16 protein-coding genes are annotated in these 16,910 nt (G+C 71.8%); 9 read left to right on the top strand and 7 right to left on the bottom strand.

Features of this window, described 5'->3' with window-relative positions; all coding sequences use genetic code 11:
* Positions 1 to 49: 49 nt before the first annotated feature.
* The gene (locus AB0D99_RS18225) at positions 50 to 583 is read right to left on the bottom strand and encodes a hypothetical protein (protein ID WP_362362463.1); all 534 of its coding nucleotides are present in this window, start codon (positions 581 to 583) and stop codon (positions 50 to 52) included.
* Between the two features lie 229 nt (positions 584 to 812).
* Between AB0D99_RS18225 and AB0D99_RS18220 the strand changes: the two genes are divergently transcribed.
* Positions 813 to 1,550, top strand: coding sequence for a DUF4232 domain-containing protein (locus AB0D99_RS18220; RefSeq protein WP_362362460.1), 738 nt, complete (start codon positions 813 to 815; stop codon positions 1,548 to 1,550).
* Positions 1,551 to 1,613: 63 nt separating this feature from the next.
* Here AB0D99_RS18220 and AB0D99_RS18215 read toward each other — a convergent pair whose 3' ends face one another.
* The 3 genes from AB0D99_RS18215 to AB0D99_RS18205 all read right to left on the bottom strand — a co-directional run bounded on the left by AB0D99_RS18215 (position 1,614) and on the right by AB0D99_RS18205 (position 3,679).
* A complete protein-coding gene (locus AB0D99_RS18215; protein ID WP_362362457.1) occupies positions 1,614 to 1,964 on the bottom strand; it encodes a hypothetical protein in 351 nt (116 codons plus the stop codon).
* Positions 1,965 to 2,141: 177 nt separating this feature from the next.
* Complete coding sequence (locus tag AB0D99_RS18210) at positions 2,142 to 3,062, bottom strand: peptidase (RefSeq protein WP_362362454.1); 921 nt, start codon at positions 3,060 to 3,062, stop codon at positions 2,142 to 2,144.
* A 122-nt stretch (positions 3,063 to 3,184) separates the two neighbouring features.
* Positions 3,185 to 3,679 (bottom strand): GNAT family N-acetyltransferase, encoded by a 495-nt coding sequence (locus tag AB0D99_RS18205; RefSeq protein WP_362362451.1) that lies wholly within the window; start codon positions 3,677 to 3,679, stop codon positions 3,185 to 3,187.
* 49 nt (positions 3,680 to 3,728) lie between these two features.
* Here AB0D99_RS18205 and AB0D99_RS18200 point away from each other — a divergent pair, with 49 nt between their 5' ends.
* A complete protein-coding gene (locus AB0D99_RS18200; protein ID WP_362362448.1) occupies positions 3,729 to 4,526 on the top strand; it encodes an exodeoxyribonuclease III in 798 nt (265 codons plus the stop codon).
* Positions 4,527 to 4,563: 37 nt separating this feature from the next.
* Here AB0D99_RS18200 and AB0D99_RS18195 read toward each other — a convergent pair whose 3' ends face one another.
* The gene (locus AB0D99_RS18195) at positions 4,564 to 5,184 is read right to left on the bottom strand and encodes a MerR family transcriptional regulator (RefSeq protein ID WP_362362604.1); all 621 of its coding nucleotides are present in this window, start codon (positions 5,182 to 5,184) and stop codon (positions 4,564 to 4,566) included.
* Between the two features lie 199 nt (positions 5,185 to 5,383).
* On the opposite strand from AB0D99_RS18195, the gene AB0D99_RS18190 reads away from it, so the two are divergent.
* The 5 genes from AB0D99_RS18190 to AB0D99_RS18170 all read left to right on the top strand — a co-directional run bounded on the left by AB0D99_RS18190 (position 5,384) and on the right by AB0D99_RS18170 (position 9,737).
* Complete coding sequence (locus AB0D99_RS18190; RefSeq protein WP_362362445.1) at positions 5,384 to 6,922, top strand: NAD(P)/FAD-dependent oxidoreductase; 1,539 nt, start codon at positions 5,384 to 5,386, stop codon at positions 6,920 to 6,922.
* 5 nt (positions 6,923 to 6,927) lie between these two features.
* Complete coding sequence (locus AB0D99_RS18185; protein ID WP_362362601.1) at positions 6,928 to 7,908, top strand: alpha/beta hydrolase; 981 nt, start codon at positions 6,928 to 6,930, stop codon at positions 7,906 to 7,908.
* Complete coding sequence (locus tag AB0D99_RS18180) at positions 7,905 to 8,795, top strand: SDR family oxidoreductase (RefSeq protein ID WP_362362442.1); 891 nt, start codon at positions 7,905 to 7,907, stop codon at positions 8,793 to 8,795. Before AB0D99_RS18185 ends, AB0D99_RS18180 begins: the two co-directional genes overlap by 4 nt.
* A 109-nt stretch (positions 8,796 to 8,904) precedes the next feature.
* Positions 8,905 to 9,093 (top strand): hypothetical protein, encoded by a 189-nt coding sequence (locus AB0D99_RS18175; RefSeq protein WP_362362439.1) that lies wholly within the window; start codon positions 8,905 to 8,907, stop codon positions 9,091 to 9,093.
* 125 nt (positions 9,094 to 9,218) lie between these two features.
* Positions 9,219 to 9,737 carry a GNAT family N-acetyltransferase gene (locus AB0D99_RS18170; RefSeq protein WP_362362436.1) on the top strand — a complete coding sequence of 173 codons (519 nt, stop codon included), beginning with the start codon at positions 9,219 to 9,221 and terminating at the stop codon, positions 9,735 to 9,737.
* On the opposite strand, the gene AB0D99_RS18165 is transcribed toward AB0D99_RS18170, so the two are convergent.
* Positions 9,680 to 12,946, bottom strand: a complete 3,267-nt coding sequence (locus AB0D99_RS18165) for a S41 family peptidase (protein ID WP_362362433.1) — start codon at positions 12,944 to 12,946, stop codon at positions 9,680 to 9,682. The two genes, AB0D99_RS18170 and AB0D99_RS18165, sit on opposite strands and share 58 nt — an antisense overlap.
* 164 nt (positions 12,947 to 13,110) lie before the next feature.
* Between AB0D99_RS18165 and AB0D99_RS18160 the strand changes: the two genes are divergently transcribed.
* The gene (locus AB0D99_RS18160; RefSeq protein WP_362362430.1) at positions 13,111 to 13,683 is read left to right on the top strand and encodes a TetR/AcrR family transcriptional regulator; all 573 of its coding nucleotides are present in this window, start codon (positions 13,111 to 13,113) and stop codon (positions 13,681 to 13,683) included.
* 109 nt (positions 13,684 to 13,792) lie between these two features.
* On the top strand, positions 13,793 to 15,952 hold the full coding sequence (locus AB0D99_RS18155; protein WP_362362427.1) for an MMPL family transporter: 2,160 nt from the start codon (positions 13,793 to 13,795) through the stop codon (positions 15,950 to 15,952).
* Between the two features lie 164 nt (positions 15,953 to 16,116).
* Here the strand turns inward: AB0D99_RS18155 and AB0D99_RS18150 are convergent, their stop codons facing one another.
* Positions 16,117 to 16,908: an endonuclease/exonuclease/phosphatase family protein gene (locus AB0D99_RS18150; RefSeq protein ID WP_362362424.1), complete on the bottom strand. Its 792-nt coding sequence runs from the start codon at positions 16,906 to 16,908 to the stop codon at positions 16,117 to 16,119.
* Between the last annotated feature and the right edge of the window lie 2 nt (positions 16,909 to 16,910).

The raw sequence follows: 16,910 nt of genomic DNA, 5'->3' as shown, positions 1-16,910 counted from the left end.
TCGGGCGGGATCTCGTCGTTTCAGGGGATCCGCCCCTCCGGTGCGGACATCAACGGCTTCGGTCCAGGACGAGCTCCCGGAGCTCGGCGGCGGAGTCGGGGGCCAGCCGGTAGATCCCGTGGACGCTCCCCGACCTCATCAGCCGTCCGTCCTCCACGTGCTTGAGCCTGCGCTCGCCCCGGCGGGACGTGTACGTCAGCCGGGCCAGCAGATCCGCGGGGACGACCGTGTCGAACGAGAGGGGCGAACCGGGCGGCCCGAGCAGCACCTCGGTGACGCCGCCCCCCGCCTTCAGCGCCCTCCAGTCCAGGAGCTTCGCGTAGTCCTCGTCGGCGAGCAGCTCCCCCGCCTCCTTGTACGGGATGATCCGCGACACCTCCATGGCGCCCAGCACGTGCAGGCGGGTGCGGTAGGCGCGGACGGGATGGATCGTGTCACCCGGACGCACGCCCGCCCGCTCGAAGCTGGGCAGCGACAGGTGCGGGCCGCCGAACAACATCGTCAGGCGCGCGCCGGCATGGCCCGAGCGCTCCAGGTAGCGGCAGAGATCGTTGGTCCACAGCGTCGTGTAGGAGTTCGGCACGGAAGAACAGTAGGCGCACCCGCCGACAGTGCCCCCGGGAGCCGGGCGCCATGACGTCCCAACGTTCCATCCCGTGTTCTAGGTTGGCGCGTTCTCGCAGGTCAGATGGGGTGGAACGTCCCAGCGTCCCGTACCGGCGGCGAGAGCTGGAAGCCGCGGCGGACGCGGCTGCAGGGTGGTGACCAGGCCGCCGGACGAGGCGGTCGGCCACTACCTACGGGGAGTTCACATGCGTACCTTCCGCACCCGCACCACCGTCCTTGCCGCGACCACCGCCGCGCTCGCCCTGGCGCTCACCGCCTGCGGCGGCGCGGACGACGCCGGTACGAAGGACAAGAAGGCCGCCCCGTCCGTGTCGACGGTCACGCCCGGCACCGCCGCGGGGGACACCACCGGCCAGGACGGCCCCACGAGCACCGGCGCCGGCACCACGGGCGGCACCGGCGCCACGGGCGCCGCAGACGCCGCCGGCCGGGACGCGGCCGGCCCGGCGACCTCCGCCGCGCAGGCCGGCTCCAAGAAGAAGGCGGCCAGGACCCCGGCCTGCACCGCGGACGACGTGAAGATCTCCGCGGCCAAGCAGGACGGCGTCCCCACGACGCACATCACCCTGACCGCCACGAACGTCTCGGGCCGCTCCTGCACCCTGCTCCAGTACCCGCTGATCGCGTTCGGCGACATCCAGACGGCCAAGGACGTCCCGTCCGTCCCGAAGAGCAAGCCGGGCACGCCCGTCGTCCTGTCCGCCGGAGCCCCGGCCTACGCCGCCGTGCGCGTCAACAACGGCGGGGTCGACGAGCAGAACCGCGCCGTGACCTCGTTCCACGTGAACCTCTTCGCCGCGGACGGCCCGGCCGAGGGCAGCAAGGTGGTCACGGCGCCCGCCGGCGGCATCGCCGTCGATGACGCGGCCGCCAGGACCGGCTACTGGACGCACGAGCTGCGCAACGGCGCCGACGAGTTCTGATCCCGCCCCGCTCCCGCGTCCGGGGAGGGGGCGGCCGCCTCGCCGCGGCCACCCCCACCCCCGTCACGCGGTGCGGGTGATCCACCGCTGGAGCGCGATGTGGGTGAAGTCGTCGAGCGCGCACAGGGCCTCGATCGCGTCGAGGTCGCCCGGCAGCGGGGCGATGCCCGCCGTGGTGAGCGCCGCGTGCAGGTCCAGGCGGCGCCGGTCCGCCGGATCGAGCGCCACCGAGAGCCGTGTGCTCGCCACGGGCGCCGGCAGCGGGTAGTCGCCGGTCTCCAGGAAGCCGTGCGCCATGTGCGTCCGGGTGTCCGTCTCCTCCGCGAGGTCGTCGAGGAACGCGGCAGGGAAGCGGTAGGGGTCGAGGTCCGCCGTCACGGTCGGAGCCGCGGTGAAAGACTGGAGCGCAGTCATGAGTTCCTCCTCGGTTGTCCTGCCACTGCCCACGAGGACTACCGCCGGGCCGCGGCCAGTTGCGGATCGCGCGCCGGACCACCCGATTGCCGTCAATCCCATCTCGTCACACAAGCGACGCCGCGGCCCCCGGCGGAGGAGTGCGCCGGGGGCCGCGGCTGGGGTGTGGGAGAGACGTCAGGAGACCTGGGCCCGGTCGTACAGGGCCTTCGCGTCGTTGCCGAAGTACGGGCCGAACATGCGGTTGGGCAGGAACGTGTAGCCGAAGCTGTTCACCGAGACCTGGAGGCCGGTGCCCGTGGTCTCGCTGAAGCCGGAGAACCAGGGGCCGCCGCTGGAGCCGCCCGTCATGTTGCAGCCGAGGCTGTGGTCCTGGGAGAAGAGGAAGTCCTTCGAGGAGTTCCCCGCGCAGTGGATCAGCTTCGAGCCGTCGTACGGGGAGGCGGCCGGGAAGCCGAAGGCGTACATCGGCTTGTTGTAGCCGCCGTTGAACTGGATGCCCTGGGCGCCGGTGACCGACGTCAGCTTCTGGCCGTTCAGCGGGGCCACGACCGCCGCGCCGACGTCGTAGTTGATGTCCTCGCTCGCCTCCCACTGGGGGGTCGTCAGCGTCTTCGTCGCGGCCCACTGGCCGTACGGCGCGTTGCCGTTGTCGTAGGCCGGGACGAACACCCAGTTCGTGTGCCAGCTGCCCTGGTACTTCACGCAGTGGCCGGCCGTGATCACGGTGCTCTGGTTCTGGCTGGTGACCGCGTTGCCGGAACAGGAGGCCGTACGGCCCTGGAAGGTGAAGAACACCCGGCCCGAGGTCTTCACGACCGCGCCACCGCCCGTCCAGGGGCCGCCCGGCTGCGGGAAGGCGGTCGGGGCGACGGAGGTCGGGGCGATCGTCGTCGGGGCCGCCGAACGGGCGACCTGCTTGAGTGCCCCGAGCGCTCCGGGGGTGAGCTCCAGGTCCAGCGGGGTCGCCGAGCGCATCCGCTCGGCCGTCCAGAAGGCGGGCTTCTCCGCCGCCTGCGCCGAGGACGCGGTCAGGGCTCCGGTCAGCAGTGCTCCGACCGACAACAGGACAGCAGCGACTGTGCGATGGCGTCTCACGCATGTCTCCTTCTGCCGAGGCAGGTGGGGGATGAGAACGGTGCGGATCGACGTGCGTGAGGAAGGGTGCCAGATACTGAGACAGATTGTCAGGGGCGCGTCAGCAATTCGGCTCGGAGACGTCAGCCCTCGTCGCTCGCGACCAGGGACTTCGCGAAGCAGCGGCTGTTCTCGTACTCCCGGTAGTGGCCGAACTTCGCGCACGGCTCGTAGCCGCTGCTGAGGTACAGCGCGATCGCCTCCGGCTGGGCCGTGCCGGTCTCCAGGACCATCCGCGTCCGGCCCGCCGCCCGCGCGTCCGCCTCGAGCGCCGCCAGAATGCGGCGTGCCAGCCCCAGGCCGCGCGCCTCGGGGACCACGTACATCCGCTTGAGCTCGGCGTCGCCGTCCGCGTAGCCCTCGTCGTTCTCGTCCTGGGTGCGCCAGCCGCCGGTGGCCACGGGGCGGCTCTCGGAGTCGTACGCGAGGAGGTAGAGGCCGAGCGGCGGTACGAACATCCCGGCGTCCAGCGGCGTGGCGTCGCCCTCGTCGCCGTAGCGGGCGACGTACTCCAGCTGCACGGCGTCGTTGAGCTTGACGGCGTCAGGGTGGTCGTAGGGCGTCGGGTGTATGTTCATGCAGAGCATCGTACATCTATGCGTGGCCGGCGGTCGGTATTCTCCCTGGATGCTCACTGTGACGTCCGTCAATGTCAACGGTCTCCGTGCCGCCGCCAAGAAGGGCTTCGTGGAGTGGCTCGCCGACACCTCCGCCGACGCCGTCTGCCTGCAGGAGGTGCGCGCCGAGGAATCCCAGCTCCCGGACGAGGTCCGGGCCCCCGAGGGCTGGTTCACCGCGCACGCGCCCGCCGCCGCCAAGGGGCGGGCGGGAGTCTCCCTCTACACCCGGCGTGAGCCCGACGCGGTGCGCGTCGGGTTCGGGTCGAGCGAGTTCGACGGCAGCGGCCGGTACATCGAGGCCGACCTGCCCGGCGTCACCGTCGCCAGCCTCTACCTGCCCTCGGGCGAGGTCGGCACGGAGCGTCAGGACGAGAAGATCCGCTTCATGGACGAGTTCCTGCCGTACCTGAAGGAGCTCAGGCAGCGCGCCGCCGCCGACGGCCGTGAGGTCGTCGTCTGCGGCGACTGGAACATCGCGCACCGCGAGGCCGACCTCAAGAACTGGAAGACCAACCAGAAGAACTCGGGCTTCCTGCCCGAGGAGCGGGCCTGGCTGGGCCGGGTCTTCGACGAGGCCGCGTACGTCGACGTCGTCCGCGCCCTCCACCCGGAGCAGGACGGGCCCTACTCGTGGTGGTCGTACCGCGGGCGCGCCTTCGACAACGACAGCGGGTGGCGCATCGACTACCAGGTCGCGACGCCGGGCCTGGCCGCCAAGGCCGTCAAGGCGTTCGTCGAGCGGGCCGCCACGCACGCGGAGCGGTGGAGCGACCACGCGCCCGTGACGGCGGTGTACGAGCTCTAGGGGTGCGAGGTCGGGGGCGCCTCGGGCGCGCCCCCGCTCAGGCCCTGTCCCGCAGGCGGCGGTCCATGGCCATCGAGAGTTCCGCCTCCACCACGCTCTTCGCGAGCGGGCGCAGGCGCTGGACGTCCTTCTCGTCCGTGTGCTCGCGCAGCAGGTCGGCGAAGAGCCCCGCGAGCGCGTCCGCGTGTTCGCGCACCGCCCGGCCCGCCTCCAGGACGGCGGAGAGCGGGACGCCCTCCTTCACCAGGGCCGCGGAGACGTCGAGCAGTCGACGGCTGATGTGGACGATCGCGTCGCCGTCGGTGGCGAGGTATCCGAGGTCGAGCGCGGCCAGCAGGTTCTCCGGGGTGACCTCGCCGGCGAAGTAGTCCGCGAGCTCCTGCGGGGTGAGCCGGATCGGCTCCTCCTCGGTGGGTTCCCCGAGGCCGAGGACCTCATGGACGTCCCTGCCGCTCTCGAAGGCGGTGTTGAGGTCGGCGATGCCGTTGAGGGTGTGGCCGCGTTCGAGGAGGGCGGCGATCGTCCGGAGCTTTGCCAGGTGGTGGTCGTCGTACCAGGCGATGCGTCCCTCGCGGCGGGGCGGTGCGATCAGTCCCCGCTCGCGGTAGAAGCGCAGGGTGCGCACGGTGATGCCGGCCGCCGCCGCGAGTTCGTCCATCCGGTACTCGCGTACGCCGGCGGCCCGACCCGCCTGGTCCGTCACCTGATCCGATCGCTCTGCCACGCCCGCCAGCCTATGTTGTACCGCCGGTAACTTTCCCCCGCCCAACCCCTACCGCTCGGTATGGAGCTGCTCTACAGTCCCGACTGTGCCAGTGATTGCTGGCGGAATCTTGGCCGGGCGCACGGGAGGCGGCATGGCGAAGCACGAGCACGTACGGGTGGCGGTGATCGGATCGGGGTTCGGCGGACTCGGGGCGGCCGTCCGGCTGCGCCGCGAAGGGATCACCGACTTCGTCGTCCTGGAGCGGGCCGACTCCGTGGGCGGCACCTGGCGCGACAACAGCTATCCGGGCTGCGCCTGCGACGTGCCGTCCCATCTCTACTCCTTCTCCTTCGCGCCCAACCCGGACTGGCCCCGCACCTTCTCCGGGCAGCGCCACATCCGCGCCTACCTGGAGCACGTCACCGACACCTTCCGGCTCCGCCCGCATCTGCGGCTGAACCACGAGGTGTCGCTGATGCGCTGGGACGCCGACGAGCTGCGCTGGCACATCGAGACCAACCAGGGTTCCCTCACCGCCGATGTGATCGTCTCCGCGACCGGGCCGCTCTCCGACCCGAAGATCCCCGACATCCCGGGCCTGGCCGACTTCCCCGGGAAGGTCTTCCACTCCGCGCGCTGGGACCACGACTACGACCTCACCGGCAAGCGCGTCGCCATGGTCGGCACCGGCGCCTCCGCCATCCAGATCGTCCCCGCGATCCAGCCCGAGGTCGGGAAGCTGACGCTCTTCCAGCGCACCCCGCCGTGGGTGATGCCGCGCATGGACCGCGCCATCACCGGCGCCGAGCGCTGGCTGCACCGCACGCTCCCCTTCACCGGGACGGCGCGCCGCGGCCTGCTCTGGGGCATCCGCGAGCTCCAGGTCAGCGCGTTCACCAAGCGCCCGGGCGAGCTGGGGCTCGTCGAGTCGCTCGCCAAGGCCAACATGGCCAAGGCGATCAAGGACCCGGCGCTGCGGGCCAAGCTGACCCCCTCGTACCGCATCGGCTGCAAGCGCATCCTGCTCTCCAACGCGTACTACCCGGCGCTCGCCCAGCCCAATGTGGACGTCGTCGCCTCCGGGCTGCGCGAGGTCCGGGGCTCGACGGTCGTCGCGGCCGACGGCACCGAGACCGAGGTCGACGCGATCGTCTTCGGTACGGGATTCCACGTCACCGACATGCCGATCGCCGAGCGGGTCGTCGGCGCGGACGGCTCCACGCTCGCCGAGGCGTGGAAGGACGGGGTGCAGTCGCTGCGCGGCGCGACCGTCGACGGCTTCCCCAACTGGATGACGATCATCGGGCCCAACACGGGCCTCGGGAACTCCTCCATGATCCTCATGATCGAGTCCCAGCTGAACTACATGGCCGACTACCTGCGCCAGTTGGACGTGCTCGGCGGGCGCGCCGCGCTCGCCGCCCGGCCGTCCGCGGTCGGCGCCTGGAACCGCAAGGTCCAGGACCGGATGGAGCGGACGGTGTGGAAGGCGGGCGGCTGCGACAGCTGGTACCTGGACGCCAACGGCCGCAACACCACGCTGTGGCCGGGCACGACGGCCGAGTTCCGGCGCGAGACGCGACGGGTCGACCTCGCCGAGTACGAGGTGCTGCGACCCGCGGTCGCCGAGACCGAGACCGGGCCCGCCCCGGCCAAGCGCACCGCCCGCAGGAAGGAGACCGTGAAGTGAGCCGGCTGACCCGAACCGGTACGTCCCGTACCGGCCCGCACCCGCGCGAGGTGATCGCCGTCTCCGCGGACGGCGCCCGCGTCCACGTGGAGGTGTACGGCCCCGAGGACGCCCCGGCGGTCGTCCTGGCCCACGGCTGGACCTGCTCCATCGCGTTCTGGTCCGAGCAGATCCGCGACCTCGCCCGCGACCACCGGGTGATCGCCTACGACCAGCGCGGTCACGGTCTCAGCCCCGCCCCGGCCGGCGCCTCCGGTCACTCCACGCGGGCGCTCGCCGACGACCTCGAAGCGGTCCTCGCCGCCACGCTCGCCCCGGGGGAGAAGGCGGTCCTGGCCGGGCACTCCATGGGCGGCATGACGATCATGGCGGCCGCCGCGCGCCCCGCCTTCAGGGAGCACGCCGCCGCCGCGCTGCTCTGCTCCACGGGTCCGTCCCGGCTCGCGGCCGAATCCCTCGTCGTGCCGATCCGGCCGGGCGGGCTGCGGACCCGGCTGACCAGGGCGATCCTGGGAGCGAGGGCACCGCTCGGACCGGTCACGCCGCTGTCGAAGAAGATCCTTCGGTACGCCACGATGGGGCCGGGGTCGGCGCCGGAGCGGGTCGACACCTGCGCGCGGATCGTGCACGCCTGCCCGCGGCGCTCGCGGGTGGCCTGGTCCCACGTGCTCGCCGAGCTCGATCTCGACGCGGGCGTGCGGGAGTTGGAGCTGCCGGTGGCCGTGCTCGTCGGCACGGCGGACCGGCTCACCCCGCCCGTGCACTCCCGGGCCCTGGTCGCCGCGCTGCCGCGGTGCGTGGGGCTGGACGAGCTGGCGGGCATGGGCCACATGACACCGGTCGAGGCCCCGGAACTGGTCACCGCGCGCATCAGGGACCTCGTGGCCGCCTACGTCCCGCCCGCGCCGGGCGGGCAGACGCAGGCGGAGCAGCAGACGCGGGCCGAAAAGCAGACGCAGGCGCAGAAGCAGAAGGAGGACGCATGAGCAGGGTCAGCCTGGAGGGGCAGGTCGCGGTCGTCACCGGGGCGGCCCGCGGTGTCGGCGAACTCCTCGCCCGCAAGCTCTCCGCGCGCGGCGCGCGGATCGCGCTGGTCGGTCTGGAGCCGGAGGAGCTGAAGCGGGTCGCCGGCCGGCTGCACACCGAGGCCGACTGGTGGCATGCGGACGTCACCGACCACGAGGCGATGGCCACGGTGGCGGCCGAGGTCAAGGAGCGCTTCGGCAAGGTCGACATCGTGGTCGCCAACGCGGGCGTCGCGTCGGGCGGGCCCTTCGTGGACTCCGACCCGGTCGCCTGGCGGCGGGTCATCGAGGTCAACCTGATCGGCGGGGCGGTGACCGGCCGGGCGTTCCTGCCCGTCCTGATGGAGTCCCGCGGCTACTTCCTGCAGATCGCGTCGCTCGCGGCCATCACCCCGGCGCCGATGATGACGGCGTACTGCGCCTCGAAGTCGGGCGTCGAGGCGTTCGCGCACAGCCTGCGGGCCGAGGTCGGCTACAAGGGGGTGAAGGTCGGCGTCGGCTACCTGTCGTGGACCGACACCGACATGGTCCGGGGCGCCGACCAGGACGACGTGATGAAGGAGCTGCGGCAGCGGCTGCCCTGGCCGTCCAACCGCACCTATCCGCTGGGCCCGGCCGTGGACCGGATCGTGGCGGGCATCGAGCGGCGCTCGGCGCATGTGTACGCCCAGTGGTGGCTGCGCGGGATGCAGTCGGTCCGCGGCTATCTGCCGGGGATCATCGCCACGGTCGGCCAGCGGGAGATGAAGCGCTTCGAGCCGCGTCTCGCCGGGGTCTCCAAGGGCCTCGTCGGGGCGGGTGGGGCGGCCGACGAACAGGCGCGCACGGGCCGGACCTCGCCGCGGTGACAGGGAGTATCTGATCGAAATGCGCGGAATGTTCCGCCGTGCCACGCTGGTCGAGGCCCACGGGGCGAGACGCCCCGTCCCCCTCACACCCGTCTAGGAGTGAACCTTCATGGGCATGCAAGACCAGTTCAAGGACAAGGCGAAGCAGGCCGCCGAGCAGGCGAAGCAGAAGATGGGCAACGCGCGCCAGGAGGCGTCGGAGCGGGCCTCCCAGGCCAAGGGCCGCCCCTCCGAGGAGGAGCAGCGCCGGGCCCAGCAGCAGGACCAGGACCGCCTGGACATGGACTACGACCGCTGACGCCTGTCCGCTGATTGTCCTCCGGAAGGTGCACCCGGGACGCCGGGTGCACCTTCCGGCGTTCCCGCTCCCGCCCCGGTGAATTCCGGTGCGGCCCGGCGTCCGTGCGGCGTACGGTGCGGTCCATGACCGAACTGCAGCCGCTCCGGGCCGACCACGCAGTGGCGCTCCTCGCGTTCGAGCGGGAGAACCGGGCGTACTTCGCCGCCCATGTGCCCGACCGGGGGGACGCCTGGTTCGAGGAGTTCGCCGCACGCCACCGGGCCCTGCTCGACGAGCAGGCGACCGGGGCGATCCGCTTCCACGTACTGGTCGGGGAGGCCGGGGAGATCCTCGGCCGGTTCAACCTCGTCGACCTGGCCGAGGGGTCGGCCGACGTCGGCTTCCGGGTCGCGGAGAAGACCGCCGGGCGTGGTCTGGCGACGGCGGCGGTACGGGAGTTGTGCCGGCTGGCGGCCACCGCGTACGGCCTCGACCGGCTCACGGCCTCCGCCGCCCTCGGCAACGCCGGTTCGCGGGCCGTGCTCGCGCGGACGGGGTTCGTGCCCGTCGGTGACGTCGTCCTCGACGGGCAGCCCGGGACCTCCTACGCGCTGGACCTCGGGGGGAGCTCCGGGCGGGAGTTGTCGGGGACGTCGGCGTAGCCGGGCGGGCTCGCCGCCGGGGTCTCCGCCAGCAGCGCGAGGGCGAGCTCGACCGCGTCGTCGAGCTGGGCGTGGCGGCCCTCGGCCCAGTCCAGCGGGGTGCGCAGGATCGCCAGGTCCGGTTCCACACCGCGGTTCTCCACGGACCAGCCGTACTCGGGGAACCACGCCGCGTTCATCGGGACCGTGATCTGCGTGCCGTCGCCGAGCCGGTGGCGGCCCGTCATGCCCACCACCCCGCCCCAGGTCCGCTGTCCGATGACCGGCCCGAGTCCGAGGAGCTTGAACGCGGCCGTGATCATGTCGCCGTCCGAGGAGGTGGCCTCGTCGGCGAGGGCGACGACGGGCCCGCGCGGGGCGTTCGAGGCGTAACTGACGGGCTGCGCGTTCCTCGTCAGGTCCCAGCCGAGGATCTTGCGGGTGAGCTTCTCCACGACCAGCTCGCTGATGTGGCCGCCGGCGTTGCCGCGTACGTCCACGATGAGGGCCGGCCGGGAGACCTCCATCCGCAGGTCGCGGTTGAACTGTGCCCAGCCCGAGCCGCCCATGTCGGGGATGTGCAGGTAGCCGCACATGCCGCCGCTGATCTCCCGGACGACCGCGCGCCGTTTGGCCACCCAGTCCTGGTAGCGCAGCGGCCGCTCGTCGACGAGCGGGACGATCGCCACCCGGCGGGAGCGGCCCTCGCCCTCCGCCGGCTCGAAGGTCAGCTCGACCGTCGTGCCGCCCGAGGAGGACAGCAGGGGATACGGGCCGGTGACCGGGTCCACCGGCCGGCCGTCGACATGGGTGAGGATCGCGCCCTCGCGGATGCCGGTGCCCGCGAGGGGTGAGCGCGCCTTGGAGTCGGACGAGTCGCCGGGCAGGATCCGCTTGACCATCCAACCGCCGTCCCGGAGCACCAGGTTGGCGCCCAGCAGGCCCATCGGCCGCTGGTAGTGCGGGGGGCCCTCGTTGCGGCGGGCGGGCGAGACGTAGGCGTGCGAGGTGCCGAGCTCGCCCATGACCTCGCGCAGCAGATCGGCGAACTCGTCGGGGGACGCGACCCGTTCGACCAGGGGGCGGTACTGGTCGAGGACGGCCGTCCAGTCCACTCCGCACATGTTCGGGTCCCAGAAGTAGGCGCGGACGATCCGGCCCGCCTCGTCGAAGGCGCCGCGCCACTCGGCCTCCGGGTCGACCTCGTGCAGGATGCGCCGCAGGTCCAGATAGACCGTCGAGTCGCCGTCCCCGGGCTCGGTCGCCGGCACCGCCCGCAGATCGCCCTCGTCGACCACGACGAGTCGCGAGCCGTCGCCGCTGACCGAGAACCAGTCGAGGTGGCCGACGAGTTCGGTCTTGCGGGCCTTGGTGATGGTGAAGTGTTCGAGGGTGGGGCGGCCCGTGGTGTCGGAGGGGTTGGCGAAGGTCTCGCCGAGCGCGCCCGAGATGGGCCAGCGCAGCCAGACGAGCCCGCCGCCGCTGACCGGGTGCAGCGCCGAGTACTTGGAGGCGGAGACGGGGAAGGGCGTGACCCGGTCCGGCAGCCCCTCCACCTCCACGATCGTGGTGCCCTCCCCGCTCTCGGTCTCGGTCGGGTCCAGACCGCCCGCCGCGGGCCGCCCGTCGGGCAGCAGCGCGAAGGGCGACGGCGTCGCCGAGGACAGTGGTACGAGGTAGGGGCGGCAGCCGAGCGGGAACGACAGGTCGCCGGTGTGCACGTCGTAGACCGGGTCGAAGCCCCGCCAGGAGAGGAAGGCGAGATAGCGGCCGTCACTGGTGAAGACCGGATTCTCGTCCTCGAAGCGGCCGTTGGTGACGTCGACGACGGTCCGTGCGCCGGGACCGGAGATCCGGGCCATCTTGATCTGCCGCAGCGAGCGCCCGATGCCGGGGTGCGCCCAGGTCAGCCAGGCCCCGTCGGGGGAGAAGGCGAGGTCGCGGACGGGGCCGTTGAGGGAGCGGATCAGCTCCGTGACCTCTCCGGTGGACTCCTCGGTCGCGTCGATGAGCAGGAGGCGGCCGTCGTCGGAGGCGATCGCGAGCCGTTCGCCGTCCGGGTCGGAGACCATCTCCTCCACCCGGCCGAGTTCACCCGACGCCAGCCGTCGCGGCTCGCGGTCGCCGCTGGCGCGCGGCAGGTAGGCGACCTCGATGGCGTCCTCGCCCTCCGCGTCCGTGACGTACGCGATCTGGCCGCCGCTGCCGAGCATCTCGGGCAGTCGGACCCGTACGCCGGGGGTGTCCGTGATCGTGCGGGCCGGCCCGTCGCGGTGGGTGAGCCAGTACAGGCTGCCGCGCACGGAGACGGCGCTGGCCCGCCCGGTCTCGTCGACGGAGATCGCGTCGACGTGGTTGGCGGCGGGCACCTGGTAGGCGCGGCGTCCGGCGCGCGGGCCGCCGAGCCGTACGTCCAGCTTGCGCGGTGCGGCGTCGGGGACGGTCAGGTCGTCGACGATCCACAGGTCGCCGGCGCACTGGTAGACCACGCGCCGGCCGTCGCTGGAGGCGTGGCGGGCGTAGAAGGCGTCGTGGTCGGTGTGGCGCCGCAGGTCCGTGCCGTCGGGCAGGCAGGAGTAGAGGTTGCCGATGCCCTCGTGGTCGGAGAGGAAGGCGATCCGGCCGTCGACGAACATCGGGGAGTCGAGCTGGCCTTCGAGGTCTTGCTGCAGCTGCTGCCCGTGCAGCCACAGCCGCCCCGTGGCGCCGCCCCGGTACCGCTTCCAGGACGCCGCCTCGTGCGGCGGTTTGCCGGTGAGCAGGAGGGTGCGGCGCTCTCCTTCGAGGTCGGCCACGGCGATGTCGGAGACCGGACCCCAGGGCATCCGGCGGCCGGGGGAGCCGTCGGTGGCGACGGTGTAGGCCCAGGAGAAGTACGAGAAGGGCTGGCCGTGCGAGGAGACGGCGAGGATGTCGCCGTCCGGGGACCAGGAGCAGACCCGGGTGTCCGTCGAACCCCAGTAGGTCAGCCGGCGTGCCGGCCCGCCCTCGACCGGGGCGAGATGGATCTCGGGGTCGAGGCTGCGCCAGCTCGTGTAGGCGAGGTGGCGTCCGTCGGGCGAGAAGCGCGGGTGGCCGACCCGGGTCCGGTCGACGGTCACCCGCCAGGCCCGGCCGGGCCGGTGCCCCGCGGGGACGAGGGGGGCGACCCAGAGGTCGTCCTCGGCCGCGAAGCACAGCAGGTCGTCGTGGAGGTGCGGGAAGCGGAGATACGCGACGTCGTCACTCACCCCACAATGCTTTCCACCCCGATGGGGTGCGGCAACTCGTACGGGCGTGCGCGTGGGCCGGCGACCGCCTGTGGCCCACGCCACGTACGAAACGGTTTCGTTTCGCTGAGCGGTCGGGTACCTTCGAGGTGTACGAAACCGTTTCGTTCGGATGGGGTCAGGTCATGGCGCGCAGCAGGCTCACACCAGAGCGTGAGTCCGAGCTGTACGAAGCCGTGCTCGACCTCCTGCGCGAGGTCGGTTACGACGCCCTCACCATGGACGCCGTCGCCGCCCGCACTCACTCCAGCAAGGCCACCCTCTACCGCCAGTGGGGGAGCAAGCCCGAACTGGTCGCCACGGCACTGCGCGACAACAAGCCCATCAAGCTCGCCGAGATCGACACGGGCAGCCTGCGGGGCGACTTCCAGGCGATCATGGAGCTGACCGACGACTGCCAGATGGAGAAGGACACCGCGCTGATGCGCGGCCTCGCCCAGGCGGTCCACGCCAACCCCGACCTGCACCAGGCGTTGCGTGAACTGCTCATCGAACCCGAGATGAGCAACCTGCGCGTCACCCTGGAGCGAGCGGTGGAGCGGGGTGAGATCAGCGCCGACAACCCGGCTCTGAAGTTTGTCCCGCACATGATCATCGGGGCGTTCGTCGCCCGTCCGCTGATCGAGGACCAGCCGATCGACCGGGCCTTCATCAACGACTACGTCAACGCCGTCGTGCTCCCCTCACTCGGCGCCTGACTCTCCCCACGCACCACCCGCACCATCCGTACCACCTGACGTCGCACCGCTCACGCCGTCGGGCCGGCTCCCCATGCCCTGTCCCACCACGAAATGGGAGTACGCCCCCGTGGCCACGTTCCTTTACAAGCTGGGTCGCTCCGCCTTCCGGCGCCGACGGCTCGTCGCCCTCCTCTGGGTGGCGCTCCTCGCGCTCGCCGGGGTCGGCGCCGCCACCGCGCCCGCCGCGACCTCCAGCTCCTTCTCGATTCCCGGCACCGAGGCCCAGAAGGCCTTCGACCTGCTCGAACAGCGCTTCCCCGGCGGCAACGCCGACGGGGCCACGGCCCGCGTCGTCTTCAAGGCTCCCGAGGGCCAGAAGATGACCGACCCGGCCAACAAGGCCAAGGTCCAGGACGTCGTCGACGAGCTGAAGGCCGGCTCCGACGAGGTCGCCCAGGTCACCGACCCGTACACCGCCCAGGCGGTGTCGAGGGACGGCTCGACCGCCTACGTCTCCGTCAGCTACAAGGTCTCCGGCATGGAGCTCAGCGACGCGACGCGCGAGGCGCTCCAGAAGACCGGGCACGACGCGCAGGGGCAGGGGCTGACCGTCGAGATCGGCGGTGACGCCCTCCAGACCATGCCCGAGACCGGCGCGGGCGAGATCGTCGGCGTGGTCATCGCCGGCATCGTCCTCGTCATCACCTTCGGTTCCCTGGTCGCCGCCGGACTCCCGCTGCTGACCGCGATCATCGGCGTCGGCATCGGCGTCTCCTCGATCACGGCGCTGGCGAACGTGCTCGACCTCGGCTCGACCACCTCCACCCTGGCGATGATGATCGGCCTCGCGGTCGGCATCGACTACGCCCTCTTCATCGTCTCCCGCTACCGCTCGGAGCTCGCCGACGGGCGGGAGCGCGAGGACGCCGCGGGCCGCGCGGTCGGCACGGCCGGCTCGGCCGTCGTCTTCGCCGGTCTGACCGTGGTCATCGCCCTGGTCGGCCTGGCCGTCGTCAACATCCCGATGCTGACGAAGATGGGCTTCGCCGCCGCGGGCACGGTCGTGATCGCGGTCCTGATCGCCCTCACCCTGATCCCGGCCATGCTCGGCTTCGCGGGCGGCAAGGTCGTGGGCCGCAAGGAGCGCAAGGGCCTCAAGAAGTCCGACGACAAGCCCAACATGGGCACCCGCTGGGCCCGGTTCGTCATCCGCCGCCCCGTCATGGTCCTGCTCGTCGGCGTCCTCGGCCTCGGCGCGATCGCCGTGCCCGCCGCCTCGCTGGAGATGGGCCTGCCGGACGACGGAGCCAAGCCCGCCTCCGCCACCGAGCGCCGCGCCTACGACCTGCTGTCGGACGGCTTCGGCCCCGGCTTCAACGGGCCGCTGATGGTCGTCGTCGACGGTGACAAGGCCGCGGCCGACTCCACCGTGAAGAAGATCGAGGGCCTGGAAGGGGTCGTCGCGGTCACCCCGCCGACGCCCAACAAGGCCGGCGACACCGCGATGATCACGGTCATCCCCAAGGACCGTCCCTCCTCGGTGGAGACCGAGGACCTGGTGCACGACATCCGGGACACGACCGGCGACGACGTCCTGGTCACCGGCGCCACCGCGATGAACATCGACTTCTCGCAGAAGATGAACGACGCGCTCGTGCCCTACCTGGCACTCGTCGTCGGACTCGCCTTCCTGCTCCTCATGGTGGTCTTCCGTTCGGTCCTGGTCCCGCTGAAGGCGGCCCTCGGCTTCCTGCTCTCCGTGGTCGCCGCGCTCGGCGCGGTCGTCGCGGTCTTCCAGTGGGGCTGGCTCGGCTCCCTCTTCGGGGTCGAGCAGACCGGCCCGATCATGTCGATGATGCCGATCTTCATGGTGGGTGTGGTCTTCGGTCTCGCGATGGACTACGAGGTCTTCCTCGTCACCCGGATGCGCGAGGCGTACGTCCACGGGGAGCGGCCCGGCGAGGCGATCGTGACCGGCTTCCGGCACAGCGCCCGGGTGGTCACCGCCGCCGCGGTGATCATGATCGCGGTCTTCTCCGGCTTCATCGGCATGACCGACCAGATGATCAAGATGATCGGCTTCGGTCTCGCCGTCGCCGTCCTCTTCGACGCCTTCGTGGTCCGGATGGCGATCGTCCCGGCGGTGCTGGCACTGCTCGGCCACAAGGCGTGGTGGCTGCCGAAGTGGCTCGACAAGGCGCTCCCGAACGTCGACGTCGAGGGCGAGGGCCTGGTCACCGAGGACGCCGGACCGCAGGAGCCCGAGCGTGAGCTCGTGAAGGTCTGACCCCCATGAACCCCGGGGCCGCCGCTCCTTGAGCGGGGAGCGCGCCCCGGATCGCGCCGGGACCTGTGGGGACGGGGAGCCGACGCGGCACCGCGCCGTCATCGTGTCGAGAGCGACACGATGACGGCGCGGTTGTGTTCCCGGGTCCCGGCCCCGGGGCGGTCTCAGCCCGCCTGGGGAGTGATCGTCACGCTCTCGACGACCACGTGGTGGTCCGAGCGCGGGGTGTCGGCGACCACGCACCACCGCCGCGACTCGCTGCTGAACAGGTAGTCCAGCTTCCAGCCGCCGCCGTGGGTGTCCCGGCCGTCACGGACCGACCCCTGCTGGTCGCACTCCTGGTAGCCGGGGGTGCCGGCGCCCTGGGAGTACAGCCCGGAGGGCCAGATCCAGGCGTCGGGGTTGCCCGGCCGGTCCGGCGGGCTCGCGTTGAAGTCGCCGCCGAAGGCCACCTTCGGGAAGCCGGAGACGACCTGCTTGATCTCGGCGAGCTGGTCGTCGCGGTAGTCCCAGTCCGGGTGCTCCGGGTTGGCGTCCTTCGTCGAGGCGTGCACGTTGCAGAGCCGTACGCCGAAGTACGTCGCCGTCGCGCACTGGAAGGGGCGCTGGAGCCCGGTCCAGGGCTGGGTCGTCGGGTACTGCTGCGCGTCCGCGAGGCCGGCCTTGACCACGATCGCGGTGCCGACGAGGTCGTTCGGGTCGGAACCGGCTCCGGTCGCGCAGGGGCTCGGGGTCCGTACGCCCTTCTGCGACCAGTGGTAGGGCGCGAAGCTCTTGCTCCAGCCCGGGCCGAGCTTGGCCATCAGGTCGTCGAGTCCGCTCGCGCAGACCTCCTGGAGCAGGGCGGCCTGCACGTAGTGGCTCTGTACGTACTGCTTCACCACGTCGGCCTTCTCCGCCGCCGTGCCGGTGTTCGCGCAGCCCCAGCGCTCCACACCGCACATGTTCCAACTCATGA

The sequence above is a fragment of the Streptomyces sp. NPDC047971 genome (genome assembly GCF_040653355.1).
Taxonomy (GTDB): domain Bacteria; phylum Actinomycetota; class Actinomycetes; order Streptomycetales; family Streptomycetaceae; genus Streptomyces.
The sequence above is the reverse complement of the archived record's forward strand: the minus strand, read 5'-3'. Positions and strand labels throughout refer to the sequence as shown.

What these genes read in the sequence shown, in the direction of transcription:
- AB0D99_RS18150 (WP_362362424.1), bottom strand. Translation starts at nt 16,908, where the DNA reads ATGAGTTGGAACATGTGCGGTGTGGAGCGCTGGGGCTGCGCGAACACC.
- AB0D99_RS18180 (WP_362362442.1), top strand. Translation starts at nt 7,905, where the DNA reads ATGAGCAGGGTCAGCCTGGAGGGGCAGGTCGCGGTCGTCACCGGGGCG.
- AB0D99_RS18220 (WP_362362460.1), top strand. Translation starts at nt 813, where the DNA reads ATGCGTACCTTCCGCACCCGCACCACCGTCCTTGCCGCGACCACCGCC.
- AB0D99_RS18175 (WP_362362439.1), top strand. Translation starts at nt 8,905, where the DNA reads ATGGGCATGCAAGACCAGTTCAAGGACAAGGCGAAGCAGGCCGCCGAG.
- AB0D99_RS18195 (WP_362362604.1), bottom strand. Translation starts at nt 5,184, where the DNA reads ATGGACGAACTCGCGGCGGCGGCCGGCATCACCGTGCGCACCCTGCGC.
- AB0D99_RS18170 (WP_362362436.1), top strand. Translation starts at nt 9,219, where the DNA reads ATGACCGAACTGCAGCCGCTCCGGGCCGACCACGCAGTGGCGCTCCTC.
- AB0D99_RS18215 (WP_362362457.1), bottom strand. Translation starts at nt 1,964, where the DNA reads ATGACTGCGCTCCAGTCTTTCACCGCGGCTCCGACCGTGACGGCGGAC.
- AB0D99_RS18200 (WP_362362448.1), top strand. Translation starts at nt 3,729, where the DNA reads ATGCTCACTGTGACGTCCGTCAATGTCAACGGTCTCCGTGCCGCCGCC.
- AB0D99_RS18205 (WP_362362451.1), bottom strand. Translation starts at nt 3,679, where the DNA reads ATGAACATACACCCGACGCCCTACGACCACCCTGACGCCGTCAAGCTC.
- AB0D99_RS18190 (WP_362362445.1), top strand. Translation starts at nt 5,384, where the DNA reads ATGGCGAAGCACGAGCACGTACGGGTGGCGGTGATCGGATCGGGGTTC.
- AB0D99_RS18160 (WP_362362430.1), top strand. Translation starts at nt 13,111, where the DNA reads ATGGCGCGCAGCAGGCTCACACCAGAGCGTGAGTCCGAGCTGTACGAA.